This is a genomic window from Streptomyces sp. NBC_00986, from assembly GCF_045162565.1.
Lineage (GTDB): Bacteria > Actinomycetota > Actinomycetes > Streptomycetales > Streptomycetaceae > Streptomyces.
This window is the reverse complement of the sequence record NZ_CP108733.1, coordinates 4,822,977-4,837,627: the sequence shown is the minus strand read 5'-3', so window position 1 is coordinate 4,837,627 and position 14,651 is coordinate 4,822,977. Positions and strand designations below refer to the sequence as shown.

The following is a 14,651-nucleotide window of genomic DNA, read 5'->3' as shown; positions in this document are numbered from 1 at the left end:
GGGCGACGATCATCTGTTTGCGGAGCGGAACCGGAACCGGAAGGTGCGGCCGGTCCCACGGCCTCCCACTCCGGTCAGGCACGATGGGGGTATGCCGAACCGACTGGCCCACGAGACGTCCCCCTACCTCCTCCAGCACGCCGACAACCCCGTCGCCTGGTGGCCCTGGTCGGCCGAGGCCTTCGAGGAGGCGCGGAAGACGAACAAACCGGTGCTGCTGAGCGTCGGGTACAGCAGCTGTCACTGGTGCCACGTCATGGCCCACGAGTCCTTCGAGGACCAGTCCACCGCCGACTACCTCAACGAGCACTTCGTCAGCGTCAAGGTCGACCGCGAGGAACGCCCCGACGTCGACGCCGTCTACATGGAGGCCGTGCAGGCGGCCACCGGCCAGGGCGGCTGGCCCATGACCGTGTTTCTCACGCCGGACGCCGAGCCCTTCTACTTCGGGACGTACTTCCCGCCCGCGCCCCGCCACGGCATGCCCTCCTTCCGGCAGGTCCTCGAAGGCGTGCGCAGCGCCTGGACCGACCGGCGGGACGAGGTCGCCGAGGTCGCCGGGAAGATCACCCGGGACCTGTCCCAGCGCGAGATCGACTACGGCAGCACCGAGGCCCCCGGCGAGGAAGAGCTGTCCCGCGCACTCCTCGGGCTCACCCGCGAGTACGACCCGCAGCGCGGCGGATTCGGCGGCGCGCCCAAGTTCCCGCCGTCCATGGCACTGGAGTTCCTGCTGCGGCATCACGCCCGCACCGGCGCCGAGGGCGCCCTGGAGATGGCCCGGGACACCTGTGAGCGGATGGCCCGCGGCGGGATCTATGACCAACTCGCGGGCGGGTTCGCCCGTTACTCCGTCGACCGTGACTGGGTCGTCCCGCACTTCGAGAAGATGCTCTACGACAACGCCCTGCTCTGCCGGGTCTACGCCCACCTGTGGCGCAGCACCGGCTCCGACCTCGCCCGCCGTGTCGCCGTCGAGACCGCCGACTTCATCGTGCGTGAACTCCGCACCAACGAGGGCGGGTTCGCGTCCGCCCTCGATGCCGACAGCGACGACGGGACCGGCAAGCACGTCGAAGGTGCCTACTACGTCTGGACGCCCGCGCAGCTCACCGAAGTTCTGGGTGAGGAGGACGGCGGACTCGCCGCCCAGTACTTCGGCGTGACCGAGGACGGGACCTTCGAAGAGGGGCAGTCCGTTCTCCAACTCCCGCAGAGCGAAGGGGTCTTCGACGCCGCGAGGATCGAGTCGGTCAAGAGCCGTCTCCTGGACGCCCGTTCACAGCGCCCCGCCCCCGGCCGCGACGACAAGGTGGTCGCCGCCTGGAACGGCCTCGCCATCGCCGCGCTCGCCGAGACCGGCGCCTACTTCGACCGCCCCGACCTCGTCGAGGCCGCCGTCTCCGCCGCCGACCTCCTCGTACGCCTGCACCTCGACGAGCACGCCAAGCTCGCCCGCACCAGCAAGGACGGCCAAGTCGGGGCGAACGCCGGGGTGTTGGAGGACTACGCCGATGTCGCCGAGGGCTTCCTCGCGCTCGCCTCGGTCACGGGGGAGGGGGTCTGGCTGGAGTTCGCCGGGTTCCTGCTCGACCACGTGCTCGCCGGGTTCGTCGACGAGTCGGGAGCCCTGTACGACACCGCCTCCGACGCCGAGCAGCTCATTCGTCGGCCGCAGGATCCGACCGACAACGCCACCCCGTCCGGCTGGACCGCCGCCGCCGGTGCGCTGCTCAGCTACGCCGCGCAGACCGGTGCCGAGCCCCATCGCACCGCCGCAGAACGGGCGTTGGGGGTCGTGAAGGCGCTCGGGCCGCGCGTGCCGCGGTTCATCGGGTGGGGGCTGGCCGTCGCCGAGGCGTATCTCGACGGGCCGCGCGAGGTCGCCGTCGTAGGGCCCTCGCTCGGCGACGAAGGGGCAAAAGCCTTGCACCGTACGGCACTTCTGGGGACCGCGCCCGGGGCCGTGGTCGCCTTCGGGGTGGCGGAGAGTGACGAACTGCCGTTGCTCGCCGACCGGCCCTTGATCGACGGTGGACCGGCCGCGTACGTTTGCCGTAACTTTACCTGCGACGCGCCGACGACCGACCCCGAGCGGCTGCGCACCGCGCTGAACAGGTGAAACGACAGAGTCGTAACCACCTCAAACGCGACCAGTGCGAGAAATGCTCATGGGGAGCCGCATTGTGACGAAACACGCTCTTCACTGAAATCACCTGTTCGCTTCACAGATCACCCATAGTCTCTGCCTCGTGCCGCGACGGCTGTAACTCACCGTCGCGCCAGGGGGATTGAGATCTGGGGGGATCTGTTTTGCTGACGTCCGTCTTCATCGCTGTCGTTTCGCTGGCCTTGTTCTGGATGGCCGCCTTCACCCTGTGGTGGCAGATGCACGCGTGGCGTACGCCCGAAGTGCTCGCCTCCACCCGATTCAGCAGACCGGACGGGGACGAGCACGTCTCGTTCTCGCTGCTGCTGCCGGCCCGGCACGAACAGGCCGTGCTCGACCACACCATCCAGCGGCTGCTGGAGTCCACGCACACCGACTTCGAGATCATCGTGATCGTGGGGCACGACGATCCCGAGACCGCGGCGGTGGCGAACAGCGCCGCCGAGCGCGACCCGCGCGTCCGTGTCGTCGTCGACACGCACGAGAAGAAGAACAAACCGAAGGCCATGAACACGGCGCTGCCGCACTGCCGCGGCGATGTCGTCGGGGTCTTCGACGCCGAGGACCAGGTCCATCCGGCGCTGCTCGCCCACGTCGACCACGCGTTCCGGACGACGGGAGCGGACGTCGTCCAAGGGGGCGTCCAGCTCATCAACTTCAACTCCAGCTGGTACAGCCTGCGCAACTGCCTGGAGTACTTCTTCTGGTTCCGGTCCCGGCTGCATCTGCACGCGCAGAAGGGGTTCATCCCGCTGGGCGGCAACACCGTCTTCGTACGGACCGACGTCCTGCGCGAGGCCGACGGCTGGGATCCCGACTGCCTTGCCGAGGACTGCGACCTGGGCGTCCGGCTGTCCAGCGTCGGCAAGAAGGTCGTCGTCGCCTACGACTCCGACATGGTGACCCGGGAGGAGACCCCCGGCTCGCTGATGTCGTTGCTGAAGCAGCGAACTCGCTGGAACCAGGGCTTCCTTCAGGTCTACCGGAAGAAGGACTGGAAGCAACTCCCGGGATTCGGGCAGCGGTTGCTCGCCCGCTACACGCTGATGACCCCGTTTCTGCAGGCCTTCTCCGGGGTCATCATCCCGCTCAACGCGGCGGTCGCGCTCTTCCTCGACGTGCCGGTGGGCATCGCGTTCCTCACCTTCCTGCCGCTGGTCACCGCCGCCGTCACCTTCGTGTTCGAGGTCGTCGGCCTGCACGACTTCGGCAAGCAGTACGGACTCCGCGTCCGCGCCGTCCACTATCTGAAGCTCGTCGTGGGCGGCCCGTTCTACCAGGTGCTCCTCGCCGGAGCCGCGATCCGCGCAGTGTGGCGTGAGCAACGCGGTCGGAACGACTGGGAGTTGACGTCCCACGTCGGCGCGCACCTCACCGAAACCGCAGTGATCCGAGAGGACGTTCCTGCGTGACCTCCACACTTCCCGCGGTGACCACCACGGTCCCCGCGCAGCGGCAGCCTGCGCCTGAAACCGGTTCGGCCAGTCGAACAGCGCCACCTTCACGGCTCCGTTCCTCCCGCCCCGACCTCCTCCTCTGCGGCCTCCTCCTAGCGGCGATCCTCGTCGTCCAGGGCTGGAACATCGCCGACTACCCGACGCTCAGCGACGACGAGGGCACCTACCTCGCCCAGGCCTGGGCCGTCCAACAGGGCACCGGCCTTGCCCACTACACCTACTGGTACGACCATCCGCCCCTCGGCTGGATCCAGATCGCCCTGCTCACCTGGATCCCCGCGCACTTCAGCCCCGACTCGATGACCGTCGGCACCATGCGCCTCGCGATGCTGGTCATCAGCGCGATCAGCGCGGTCCTCGTCTACGTCCTCGCCCGCCGGCTCTCGCTGCCGCGCTGGGCGGCCGGACTCGCCATGGTGCTCTTCGGTCTTTCCCCGCTGTCCGTGATCCTCCAGCGGGAGATCTTCCTCGACAACATCGCCGTGATGTGGATGCTGCTCGCGTTCTGCCTCGCCGCGTCCCCAAGTCGCCATCTCTGGCACCACTTTGGAGCGGGTCTCGCCGGTGCGGTCTCGGTCCTCACCAAGGAGACGATGCTCATCGTCCTGCCCGCGCTGCTGCTCACCATGTGGCGCCACGGACACCGCGACACCCGCAAGTTCGCGCTCACCGGAGCCATCACCGCCTGCGTCCTGATCGGCTTCGCGTACCCCCTCTTCGCCCTGCTCAAGGGCGAGTTGCTGCCGGGCAGCGGCCATGTCTCCCTGTGGGACGGCCTCAAGTACCAGATGACCAGGCCGGGTTCGGGCTTCATCCTCGACCAGGGCACGGGCTCCTACGGCGTCCTTCACTCCTGGCTCTACTACGACCGCGTCCTGCCGCTGGGCGGCCTCGCCGGGGCGCTGCTCCTGCTGGTCACCTGGCGCTGGTCGGTCACCGCCCGCTCCCTCGCCGGACCGGCCATGACCGTGGCGATCCTCGCCCTGGTCTCCATGCGGCCCAACGGCTACCTGCCCGCGATGTACATCATCGGCGCGCTGCCCTTCCTCGCGCTCGTCCTCGCCGGGGGCACCGCCTCCGTCGCCCACGCGGTGCTGCGCAGATGGCGTGGGGAAGGGGAGAAACGATACGTCACGGGAGGCAGGTACACCCTCGCCGTGGTCCTCGCGATCGCGGCCGGTGCCTATGTCGTACCGAAGTGGTACGACGGCGACCGCACCGCCATGACCACCGACGCCAACGCCCCCTACCGGGCCGCCTCCAAGTGGCTGTCCACCGAGGTCGCCGACCCGAAGGACACCCGCGTCCTCGTCGACGACGCGCTCTGGCTGGACCTGGTGCACGCCGGGTACCGGCCCGGCCTCGGGGTCATCTGGTTCTACAAGGCCGACCTCGACCCCGCCGTCACCAAGACGATGCCGCACGGCTGGAAGGACATCGACTACGTCGTGGCCTCCCCGACGGTACGGCGCGACGCGGTCGACCTGCCCAACGTCAAGGCGGCGATCGAGCACTCCACCCCGGTCGCCACCTTCGGCACCGGCGACGACCGCATCGAGATCCGGCAGATCCAGTCCGAGACCGTGGGAGCCCAGTGATGAGCCAAGAGTCCACAGTCCCCGGGGAGTTGGGCGATCCGGCCGTACGCGGAGCCGAGATCGCGGAGCCCGGTGCCGTCACCATCGTCGTACCGACCTTCAACGAGTCCGCGAACGTACGGGAGTTGCTGCACCGCATCACCGAATCGGTGCCGACCAGGCTGCCTTGTGAGGTCGTCTTCGTGGACGACTCCACCGACGACACCCCCGAGGTGATCTACCAGGCGGCGCAGGACTGCCCGTTCCCGGTCACCGTGCTGCACCGGGAGGAGGCGGTCGGCGGGCTCGGCGGTGCGGTCGTCGAGGGGATCAAGGCGGCGACGTCCGACTGGATCGTGGTCATGGACGGCGACCTCCAGCATCCGCCGTCCCTGGTACCGGAGTTGGTCGGCACCGGCGAGCGCGCGAACGCCGGGCTCGTCGTCGCCTCCCGCTACATCAAGGGCGGCAGCCGCGAGGGACTGGCGGGCGGATACCGCATCGCCGTCTCCCGCGGGGCGACTTGGCTGACCAAGACGCTCTTCCCGCGCAGACTCCGCGGTATCAGCGACCCGATGAGCGGCTTCTTCGCGATCCGCCGCAGCGCGGTGACGGCGGAGGCGCTCAAGCCGCTCGGCTACAAGATCCTGCTCGAACTCGCCGTACGCAGCCGTCCGCGCCAGGTCACCGAGGTGCCGTTCGTCTTCCAGGACCGGTTCGCCGGAGAGTCCAAGTCGACGGCGCAGGAAGGCTTTCGCTTCCTCCGCCACCTCCTCGGCCTGCGCACCGCCTCGCCGGTCGCGCGCATGATCGTGTTCGGCCTGATCGGCGCGACCGGCTTCGTCCCGAACCTGGTCGGCCTGTGGGCGCTCACCAAGACGGGCATGCACTACGTCCCCGCCGAGATCCTCGCCAACCAGCTCGGCGTGGCCTGGAACTTCCTGCTCATCGAGCACCTCCTGTTCCGCGACCGGCGCCGGCACCGCACCTGGTGGGACCGGGCGGGCCGGTTCGCGCTGCTGGCCAACGCCGATCTGGTGCTGCGGATCCCGCTGATCGCCCTGTTCGTCCACAAGTTCGGCATGGGCGCCGTGCCGGCGACCGCGCTCGCGCTGGTCATGACCTTCGTCCTGCGCTTCGTCGGCACCGAGGCCCTGGTCTACCTCCCGCGCCGCAAAGGGAGTCGTACAGCCGCAAGGAGAGCCGTGTGAACAAGTACCGCAGAAGAACCGCCTTCGTCGGGGTGGGCGCCCTGACCGCCGGCCTGCTGCTCACCTCGCCGCAGTCCGCCGAGGCCGCGAACCTCGTCGTCAATCCGGGCTTCGAGACGGCGGGCAGTGATGGGATGCCGTCCTGCTGGGAGAAGTCCGGCTGGGGCGACAACGACTTTGATTTCTCCACGACTTCGGACGCGCACTCCGGTTCGAAGGCCATGAAGGTCACCGTGACGCGGCGGGTGGACGGCGACCGCAAGGCGCTGATCACCGAGTCGACGGCCTGCGCGCCGGTGGTGACGGCGGGCAAGCAGTACGACCTCGGGCTCTGGTACAAGACGACCACGCCGGACGCGAACATCACGCTGTTCCGGCACGACGCGACGGCCGGTTGGCAGTACTGGACCGACCTCAAGACCCTGGAGATGCAGGGCAGTTGGACCCAGGCCACGGTCCGTACGCCCGAGGTGCCCGCCGGTACCGACCGGATCACCTGGGGCGTCTCGGTCTACGGCACCGGGTCCGCGACCACCGACGACTACACGATGGACCAGGTCCCGGACACGCTTCCGCCCGCGACCTGTACGGCCACCGCCGAGGAGTGCGCGAACGGCCGTTGGGACGTGCTCCCGACCCAGAACCCGGTGCGTTCCATGCACTCCGTCGTGCTCAACAACGGCAAGGTGCTGCTGATCGCGGGATCCGGGAACAGCGAGGAGCAGTTCGACGCGGGGACGTTCACGAGTGCGGTGTACGACCCGGTGGCCGGGACGTACAAGGTGATCCCGACGCCGAAGGACATGTTCTGCTCGGGGCACATCCAGTTGCAGGACGGCCGGGTGCTGGTGCTCAGCGGCAACAAGGCGTTCCCGGCGGCGGACGGTTCGCACGGGTACGAGGGGTACAAGGACTCGTACATCTTCGACCCGGTGACCGAGACGTACAGCAAGACGAACGACCTCAACGACGGTCACTGGTACCCGTCGGCGACCGAGCTCGGCAACGGTGACGTCATCTCCTTCGGCGGGCTGCGCGAGGACTCGACGGGTTCGGTGACCGCCGAGTACTGGTCGGACGCCCAGCAGAAGTGGCTGCCGTTGTCGCAGGTCAACCAGACGTGGTCGTACTGGGGGCTGTACCCGTCGATGGTCCTGATGCAGGACGGCCGGCTCTTCTACACGGGCAGCCATGTCTTCGGGAACAACATCCCGGGGACGGGCAGCGCGATCTACGACTACGGCGCGAACACGATCACGTCGGTGTCCGGGCTGCAGAACAAGGACGAACGCGACCAGTCCGCAAGCGTGTTGCTGCCTCCGGCGCAGGACCAGAAGGTCCTCACCATCGGCGGCGGCAACATCGACTCCAACCCGGACGCGAACCGGCTGACCGACATCATCGACCTCAAGGCCGCGAACCCGACGTACACGGTCGGTCCCCAAATCCCGCAGGGGACAGTCGACTTGGGGAACGGTCCGGTGGCCGAGACCGGCAGCCAGGGAAAGATGTACGTGTCCGCCGTAGTACTGCCGGACGGCACGGTGCTGGAGACGGGCGGCGGCCTGCACAACCGCGCGAACCCCGTCTACGAGGCGTCGATCTTCGACCCGGCGACCACGACGTTCGACCCGGTGGCCGCCGATCCCGAGGCGCGGGGCTACCACTCGTCGTCGTTCCTGCTGCCGGACGGCCGGGTGATGTCGACCGGTGACAACCCGGGCAACGGCACCTGGAACCACAACGTGTCGATCTACACCCCGCCGTATCTCCTCAAGGGCACGCGGCCGACGATCACTTCGGTCATCGACAACGAGTGGGAGTACGGCGACACCCAGACGATCACCGTCGACCGGCCCATCGCCAAGGCCGAGTTGATCCGCCCGGCCGCGGTCACGCACTCCTCGGACCCGAACCAGCGGTTCGTGGACCTGCCGCTGTCGGTGAACGGCAACACGGTCGACCTGAACGTGACGAGCAACCCCAACCTGGCCCCGCCCGGCTGGTACATGCTCTTCGCGGTCGACGCCAACGGGGTCCCGTCGGTGGCCAAGTGGGTCCATCTGCAAGGCCCTTCGGCACTGACCGCCTCGGACGCCTCGGCCCACGTCCACTCCTTCGCGGACTCCCTGACGGGCAAGGTCACCGAGCCCGGCAAGAAGCGCACCTCGCAGAAGGTCAGCCCGACCATCTCCGGCTGCGACCGCCACTACGGCACGATCAACGTCTGCGTCCCGACCGTCTTCCCGTCGGAGGTCAAGTCGACGACTGCGGCCCGCTGTTCATGGCTCCAGCAGAACGACTACGGCCGCCTGAAGGTCAACGGCAAGGACGACCCGCTGCGGCTCGACCCGAACAGGGACGGGGTGGCGTGCGGGAAGGGTGACGTGAAGACCGTGAAGAAGAAGGGGTAGTTGCCGCCTACGAACTCGGCGAGGGCGCCACCCTGTTGGGGGTGTGCGCCCTCGCCTACGCCTGGCTCACAGGTTTCGATGAACGTCGCGGCGATGACCGACGGACAGCACCCACACGACCAGTTGGCCGTCCTCGACTGTGTACACGACGCGGAAGTCCCCGATGCGCAGGCGCCAGCGGGCGTTGTGCCCCTGGAGAGCCTTGATGTCGAGGGCCGAGGTGTCGTTCGCGTCGAGGGCCCTCTGCAACTCCGTGAGCCGGTGGAGGATGCGCAGGGCGTCGGGCCGGGGAATCTTGAGCAGGTCCCGCTGCGCGGGCGGCGTGAATCGGGGCACGTACCCGTCGGAATCAGGCGCCGTAGGAGCGGAGCAGAGCGGCCATCTCCTCAAGGGAGACGGAGCCGTCGCGCCCCTCGGCTTCCGCCTTGTCCGCCAGGCGGTTCAGCCTTGCGTCCTCGGCCTGCTCTTCGCGTTCACGCAGGCGTCCGTACTCGTCGATGTCGACGCCCTCCTTCTCGGTCGTCGGCTCGCTCGGGTCACGAATGTGCCGGACGTACACCCGGGTTCATTCGGAAAGCCCGTGCTCCAGTACATCCATCGCCCGCTCCATCAGGTCCGAGAGTTCCCCCTGGTGGCCGCTCTCCGCCCAGTACAAGGACGTCTCCATCAGGCCGCCGACGATGGACATCGCGTAGACCCGTACCTCCAGGCTCTCCGGGTCCCGGCCGGTGCGTTCCGCGATGGCTTGGCAGAGCATGTTGCCGGTGACCGACATGCTCTCCATCATCCGTGAGCGCACGGCCGGGACCTGGACCATGAGGTGGGAGCGGAGGCGGGAGATCTCCTGGTCCTCCTTGAGGCCGAACTGGAGGGCCTTGCGGATGACGTACCTGAGGGTGACCATCCATGGTTCGTCGGCGGGGCGGGCCCGCAGTTCCTCCATGATGATCGGGTCGAACTCGTCCGTGATGACGATGTCTTCCTTGGTGGGGAAGTAGCGGAAGACCGTCGACGGCGACACCTCGGCGCGCTCGGCGATCTGCTCGATCGTCGTCGCGTCGTACCCCTGTTCCTTGACCAGTGCGTACGTCGCGGTGCGGATCGCCTCGCGGGTCTTGATCTTCTTGCGCTCGCGGAGGCCCAGTTGGGGGCGGTCGGCGGGGCTGAAGGGGGAGGGTGTTGCCGTCATGGTGCTCATTGTCCGGCATCCGCCAGAGCGATGGCCACGGCGGTGGCCGGGTCTTCCTCCGCCTCCTCCTGCTTGGAGGGGGCGGCCGGCGTGTTCGGCAGGAACGCCGCGGACAGCAGCGCGGTGACCAGGGCCGCGACGCCGCACACCAGCAGGACCAGGCCCATGCCGTGGACGTAGGCGCTGTTCGCGGAGGCCACGAGGTCTGCCGAGCCCGTCTTCTGCGCGACCATGTGTGCCGCTACGACGGACTCGCCGGCCGTGTCCGCCGCCTTCGCGGGCAGGCCCGTGACGTCGAGGCGGTCGCGGAAGGTGCTGGCGAGGAGGCTGCCCAGCAGGGCGATGCCGATCGCGGCGCCGACCTGGCGCATGGTCATCAGGAGCCCGGCGCCGCTGCCGGCCCGGTCGCGGGGCAGCGCACCCAGCGCGCCGTCCATCGCGGGGACGATCGAGAAGCCGAAGCCGAACCCGGTGATGGACAGCCACAGCGCGGTGAATCCGTAGCCGGAGTCGACCGTCGTACGGCTGCCGAGCAGGGCGGCGAAGGCCAGGACCACCAGGCCCGCGCAGACCACGGCACGGGAGCCGAACTTGTTGACGAGCGGCTGTGCGGCCCGGGCCGCGACGATCAGGCCGCCCATCATGGGCAGCAGCCGGACGCCGGTGCCGAGCGCGTCGTTGCCGAGCACCGCCTGGAGGTACTGCGGGAGCACGAACAGCAGGCCGGACAGGACGAACATGACGAGGGTCGCCGCGATCGAGCTGAAGAGGAAGCCGCGGTGCCTGAGCAGGGTCATGTCGAGCATGGGGCGTTCCATGCGCCGTTCGCGCAGCACGAGCGCGGCGATGAGGATCGCGGCTCCGACGAGCATGCCCACGATCAGCGGGTCGCCCCAACCGCGGCTGGGCGCCTCGATGATGGCGTAGATGAGGGCGCCGAGGCCGGCCGCCGTGAAGGCCGTGGAGAGGGTGTCGACCCTGGGAGAGGCGGGGTCCTTGGTCTCGGGCAGCAGGAAGACGCAGGCCGCTATGCCGATCGCGGCCATCGGGATGTTGACCAGGAAGACCGAGCCCCACCAGAAGTGGTTGAGCAGCCAGCCGCCGATGATCGGGCCGAGCGGCAGCCCGAGCGACGAGGCCGCGGAGATGATGCCGACGGCCTTGGTGCGCTCGTCGGGGCCGAAGAGTGAGGGCAGCACGGACAGGGCGAGCGGGGTGACCAGGGCCGCGCCGACGCCCATTACCGTGCGGGCCGCGATGACCCAGTTGACGTCGCCGGCCAGGGCGCCCGCCACGGAACCGGCGAGGAAGATGCCGAGCCCCGCGATCAGCATCTTGCGCCGGCCGAAGCGGTCGCCGAGCAGGCCCGCCGGGAGCATCAGCGCGGCGAAGACGATGACGTAGGAGTCGGCCATCCACTGCTGCTGGCCGGTGGTGGCGCCGAGTTCGCCCGCCATCGTGGGCAGGGCGACATTGAGGATCGTCGTGTCGAAGCCGAGCGTGAGCATGCTCGCGACCAGGGCCCCGAGGGCCCACCAGCGGCGCGGGTCGCGTCGCACGTCGTCGGGTTGAGTGACAGTAGCCATGAAATGAGAGTAGCTCTCAAAAGGTGGTTGATGTCAACCGAGATCTGCTGTCAAAACATGGCGATCGGGCGCCCGGCAGGAAAACGGGCATGAAAAATGGCCACGGCTCGAAAGCCGTGGCCATGAGGAGAAGGTGTCTCAGGTGCTACCCGTGCTGGTACGCCACCAGTGAGATCCCCACGTAGTGGACGAGGAACGCCGCCACCGTGAGCGAGTGGAAGACCTCGTGGAAACCGAACCAGCGCGGTGACGGGTTCGGGCGCTTGATGCCGTAGATCACGCCGCCCGCGCTGTAGAGCAGTCCGCCGACGACCACCAGGACCAGGACGGCGATGCCGCCCGTGCGCATGAAGTCGGGCAGGAAGAAGACGGCCGCCCAGCCCATCGCGATGTAGCAGGGGGTGTAGAGCCAGCGCGGTGCGCCGACCCAGAAGACGCGGAAGGCGATGCCCGCCGCCGCCGCGCCCCAGATGCTCCACAGCAGCCATTCGCCCTTGGCGCCCGGCAGCAGCAGCATCGTCAGGGGCGTGTACGTGCCCGCGATGATCAGGAAGATGTTGGCGTGGTCGAGTCTGCGCAGGATGCCGTCCATGCGCGGGCTCCAGTCGCCCCGGTGGTACAGGGCGCTGACCCCGAAGAGCAGGCAGGCCGTCAGGGCGAAGATCCCGCAGGCGATACGGGCCCGGGGCGTGTCGGCGAGGGCGGTGAGCACCAGGCCCGAGACGAGGACGGCCGGGAACATCCCTAGGTGCAGCCAGCCGCGCAACTTCGGTTTGACGTGGTCGGGGAGAGGGAGCGCGGAGGGACCGTGGCCGTCTGTCGGCGTGTCCGTGGGCGCGTCGGGGACGGACGCAGTCATGCGCTCAATCGTACCTACGGAACCGTAAGTTACGTATCAGTGCGGCGAGATGAGGGGTCAGAAGTGGCCACTCTCTCATGCGTGGCCGACCTCCGGGTACCCGGGGTGAACCGGTGGTGACGCACGGAAAACATGTCGATGAGTGGCTGATGAGTGGCGATCCTCACGTCGCTCGTATGTGAGGCCCTCTGGACATATGGGCGGACGCGTCGGATGATCAAATGAGTGCGGTCGGCACCGGATGAGCGCCAAGATCGACCATCGTGAAGCATCCGGGTCGCGGCCCCCACGGGGCAACAAGGACAAAATCCCTCATCATAGGAGCAATCGTGGCGCGCGACATCGCGGCTCCCCCCGTCATCCCAACCGAGCACAAGGAACTGATCTCGTGGGTCAACGAGATCGCCGAACTGACCCAGCCGGACAGCGTGGTCTGGTGTGACGGATCCGAAGCGGAGTACGAGCGGCTCAGCGAGGAGCTCGTCCAAAAGGGCACCTTCAAGAAGCTCGACCCGATCAAGCGCCCCAACTCGTACTACGCCGCCTCCGACCCGACCGATGTCGCCCGGGTCGAGGACAGGACGTTCATCTGCTCCGAGCAGGAGCAGGACGCGGGTCCCACCAACCACTGGAAGGCTCCCGACGAAATGCGGGAGATCTTCGCGGGAGAACAGGGCATCTTCCGCGGCTCCATGAAGGGCCGGACGATGTACGTCGTCCCGTTCTGCATGGGCCCCCTCGGTTCGGACCTCTCCGCGATCGGCGTCGAGATCACCGACTCCGCCTACGTCGCCGTCTCCATGCGCACCATGACCCGCATGGGACAGCCCGTCCTCGACGAACTCGGTACCGACGGCTTCTTCGTGCGTGCTGTGCACACGCTCGGAGCACCGCTGGCCGAGGGTGAGACGGACGTGCCGTGGCCGTGCAACTCCACCAAGTACATCTCGCACTTCCCCGAGTCCCGCGAGATCTGGTCCTACGGCTCCGGCTACGGCGGCAACGCGCTGTTGGGCAAGAAGTGCTACGCCCTGCGCATCGCCTCCGTGATGGCACGGGACGAGGGCTGGCTGGCCGAGCACATGCTGATCCTCAAACTCACCCCGCCGCAGGGCGGTTCGAAGTACGTCGCCGCCGCTTTCCCGAGTGCCTGCGGCAAGACGAACCTCGCGATGCTGGAGCCCACCATCTCCGGCTGGACCGTCGAGACGATCGGTGACGACATCGCCTGGATGCGGTTCGGGGAGGACGGCCGGCTCTACGCGATCAACCCCGAGGCCGGTTTCTTCGGCGTCGCGCCCGGCACCGGCGAGCACACCAACGCCAACGCGATGAAGACGCTGTGGGGCAACTCCGTCTTCACCAACGTGGCGTTGACCGACGACAACGACATCTGGTGGGAGGGCATGACGGAGGAGACTCCGGCCCACCTCACGGACTGGAAGGGCAACTCCTGGACGCCGGAGTCCGGTTCGCCCGCCGCGCACCCCAACGCCCGCTTCACGGTGCCCGCTTCGCAGTGCCCGATCATCGCGCCCGAGTGGGAGGACCCCAAGGGCGTGCCGATCTCGGCGATCCTGTTCGGCGGCCGGCGTGCCTCGGCCGTACCGCTGGTGACGGAGTCCTTCGACTGGAACCACGGTGTCTTCCTCGGCGCCAACGTGGCCTCCGAGAAGACCGCCGCCGCCGAGGGCAAGGTCGGCGAGCTGCGCCGCGACCCCTTCGCCATGCTGCCGTTCTGCGGCTACAACATGGGTGACTACATGGGCCATTGGGTCGATGTGGCCAAGGGCCGCGACCAGGCGACGCTGCCGAAGATCTACTACGTGAACTGGTTCCGCAAGAACGACGCGGGCAAGTTCGTGTGGCCGGGCTTCGGTGAGAACAGCCGGGTCCTGAAGTGGATCGTGGACCGTCTCGACGGCCGCGCCGAGGGCGTCGAGACCCCGATCGGCGTGCTGCCGGCCAAGGGTGCCCTCGACACCAAGGGGCTCGAACTCTCCGAGTCCGACCTGGACTTCCTGCTCACCGTCGACAAGGACGTGTGGCGCGAGGAGGCCGCCCTGGTCCCCGACCACCTCAACACCTTCGGCGACCACACCCCGAAGGAACTGTGGGACGAGTACCGCGCGCTGGTGGAGCGCCTGGGTTAGACACCCGCCGAAAACTCCGCGGCCGGCCGCCGATT

11 protein-coding genes are annotated in these 14,651 nt (G+C 68.2%); 6 read left to right on the top strand and 5 right to left on the bottom strand.

Translation table 11 applies throughout. From position 1 onward, the window contains the following. The first annotated feature begins 91 nt into the window (after positions 1–91). From OG504_RS21010 to OG504_RS20990, 5 genes are all read left to right on the top strand, one after another. Positions 92–2,122 carry a thioredoxin domain-containing protein gene (locus OG504_RS21010; protein ID WP_405991215.1) on the top strand — a complete coding sequence of 677 codons (2,031 nt, stop codon included), beginning with the start codon at positions 92–94 and terminating at the stop codon, positions 2,120–2,122. Positions 2,123–2,313: 191 nt separating this feature from the next. After that, positions 2,314–3,582, top strand: a complete 1,269-nt coding sequence (locus OG504_RS21005) for a glycosyltransferase (protein WP_405991214.1) — start codon at positions 2,314–2,316, stop codon at positions 3,580–3,582. Beyond that, on the top strand, positions 3,579–5,225 hold the full coding sequence (locus OG504_RS21000; protein WP_405991213.1) for an ArnT family glycosyltransferase: 1,647 nt from the start codon (positions 3,579–3,581) through the stop codon (positions 5,223–5,225). The genes OG504_RS21005 and OG504_RS21000 overlap by 4 nt, the downstream gene beginning before the upstream one ends. After that, complete coding sequence (locus OG504_RS20995) at positions 5,225–6,415, top strand: glycosyltransferase (RefSeq protein WP_405991212.1); 1,191 nt, start codon at positions 5,225–5,227, stop codon at positions 6,413–6,415. The genes OG504_RS21000 and OG504_RS20995 overlap by 1 nt, the downstream gene beginning before the upstream one ends. Then, on the top strand, positions 6,412–8,829 hold the full coding sequence (locus OG504_RS20990; protein WP_405991211.1) for a galactose oxidase-like domain-containing protein: 2,418 nt from the start codon (positions 6,412–6,414) through the stop codon (positions 8,827–8,829). Before OG504_RS20995 ends, OG504_RS20990 begins: the two co-directional genes overlap by 4 nt. A gap of 66 nt (positions 8,830–8,895) precedes the next feature. On the opposite strand, the gene OG504_RS20985 is transcribed toward OG504_RS20990, so the two are convergent. From OG504_RS20985 to OG504_RS20965, 5 genes are all read right to left on the bottom strand, one after another. Beyond that, positions 8,896–9,165, bottom strand: coding sequence for a type II toxin-antitoxin system RelE/ParE family toxin (locus tag OG504_RS20985; RefSeq protein WP_405991210.1), 270 nt, complete (start codon positions 9,163–9,165; stop codon positions 8,896–8,898). Positions 9,166–9,178: 13 nt separating this feature from the next. Continuing rightward, the gene (locus OG504_RS20980; protein WP_405991209.1) at positions 9,179–9,388 is read right to left on the bottom strand and encodes a hypothetical protein; all 210 of its coding nucleotides are present in this window, start codon (positions 9,386–9,388) and stop codon (positions 9,179–9,181) included. Positions 9,389–9,394: 6 nt separating this feature from the next. Further along, the gene (locus OG504_RS20975; protein ID WP_405991208.1) at positions 9,395–10,027 is read right to left on the bottom strand and encodes a TetR/AcrR family transcriptional regulator; all 633 of its coding nucleotides are present in this window, start codon (positions 10,025–10,027) and stop codon (positions 9,395–9,397) included. Continuing rightward, positions 10,024–11,604 (bottom strand): DHA2 family efflux MFS transporter permease subunit, encoded by a 1,581-nt coding sequence (locus OG504_RS20970; RefSeq protein ID WP_405991207.1) that lies wholly within the window; start codon positions 11,602–11,604, stop codon positions 10,024–10,026. Before OG504_RS20970 ends, OG504_RS20975 begins: the two co-directional genes overlap by 4 nt. A 145-nt stretch (positions 11,605–11,749) precedes the next feature. Beyond that, positions 11,750–12,463, bottom strand: coding sequence for a hemolysin III family protein (locus OG504_RS20965; protein WP_405991206.1), 714 nt, complete (start codon positions 12,461–12,463; stop codon positions 11,750–11,752). A gap of 329 nt (positions 12,464–12,792) precedes the next feature. Here OG504_RS20965 and OG504_RS20960 point away from each other — a divergent pair, with 329 nt between their 5' ends. Beyond that, a complete protein-coding gene (locus tag OG504_RS20960) occupies positions 12,793–14,616 on the top strand; it encodes a phosphoenolpyruvate carboxykinase (GTP) (protein WP_405991205.1) in 1,824 nt (607 codons plus the stop codon). Positions 14,617–14,651: the final 35 nt, after the last annotated feature.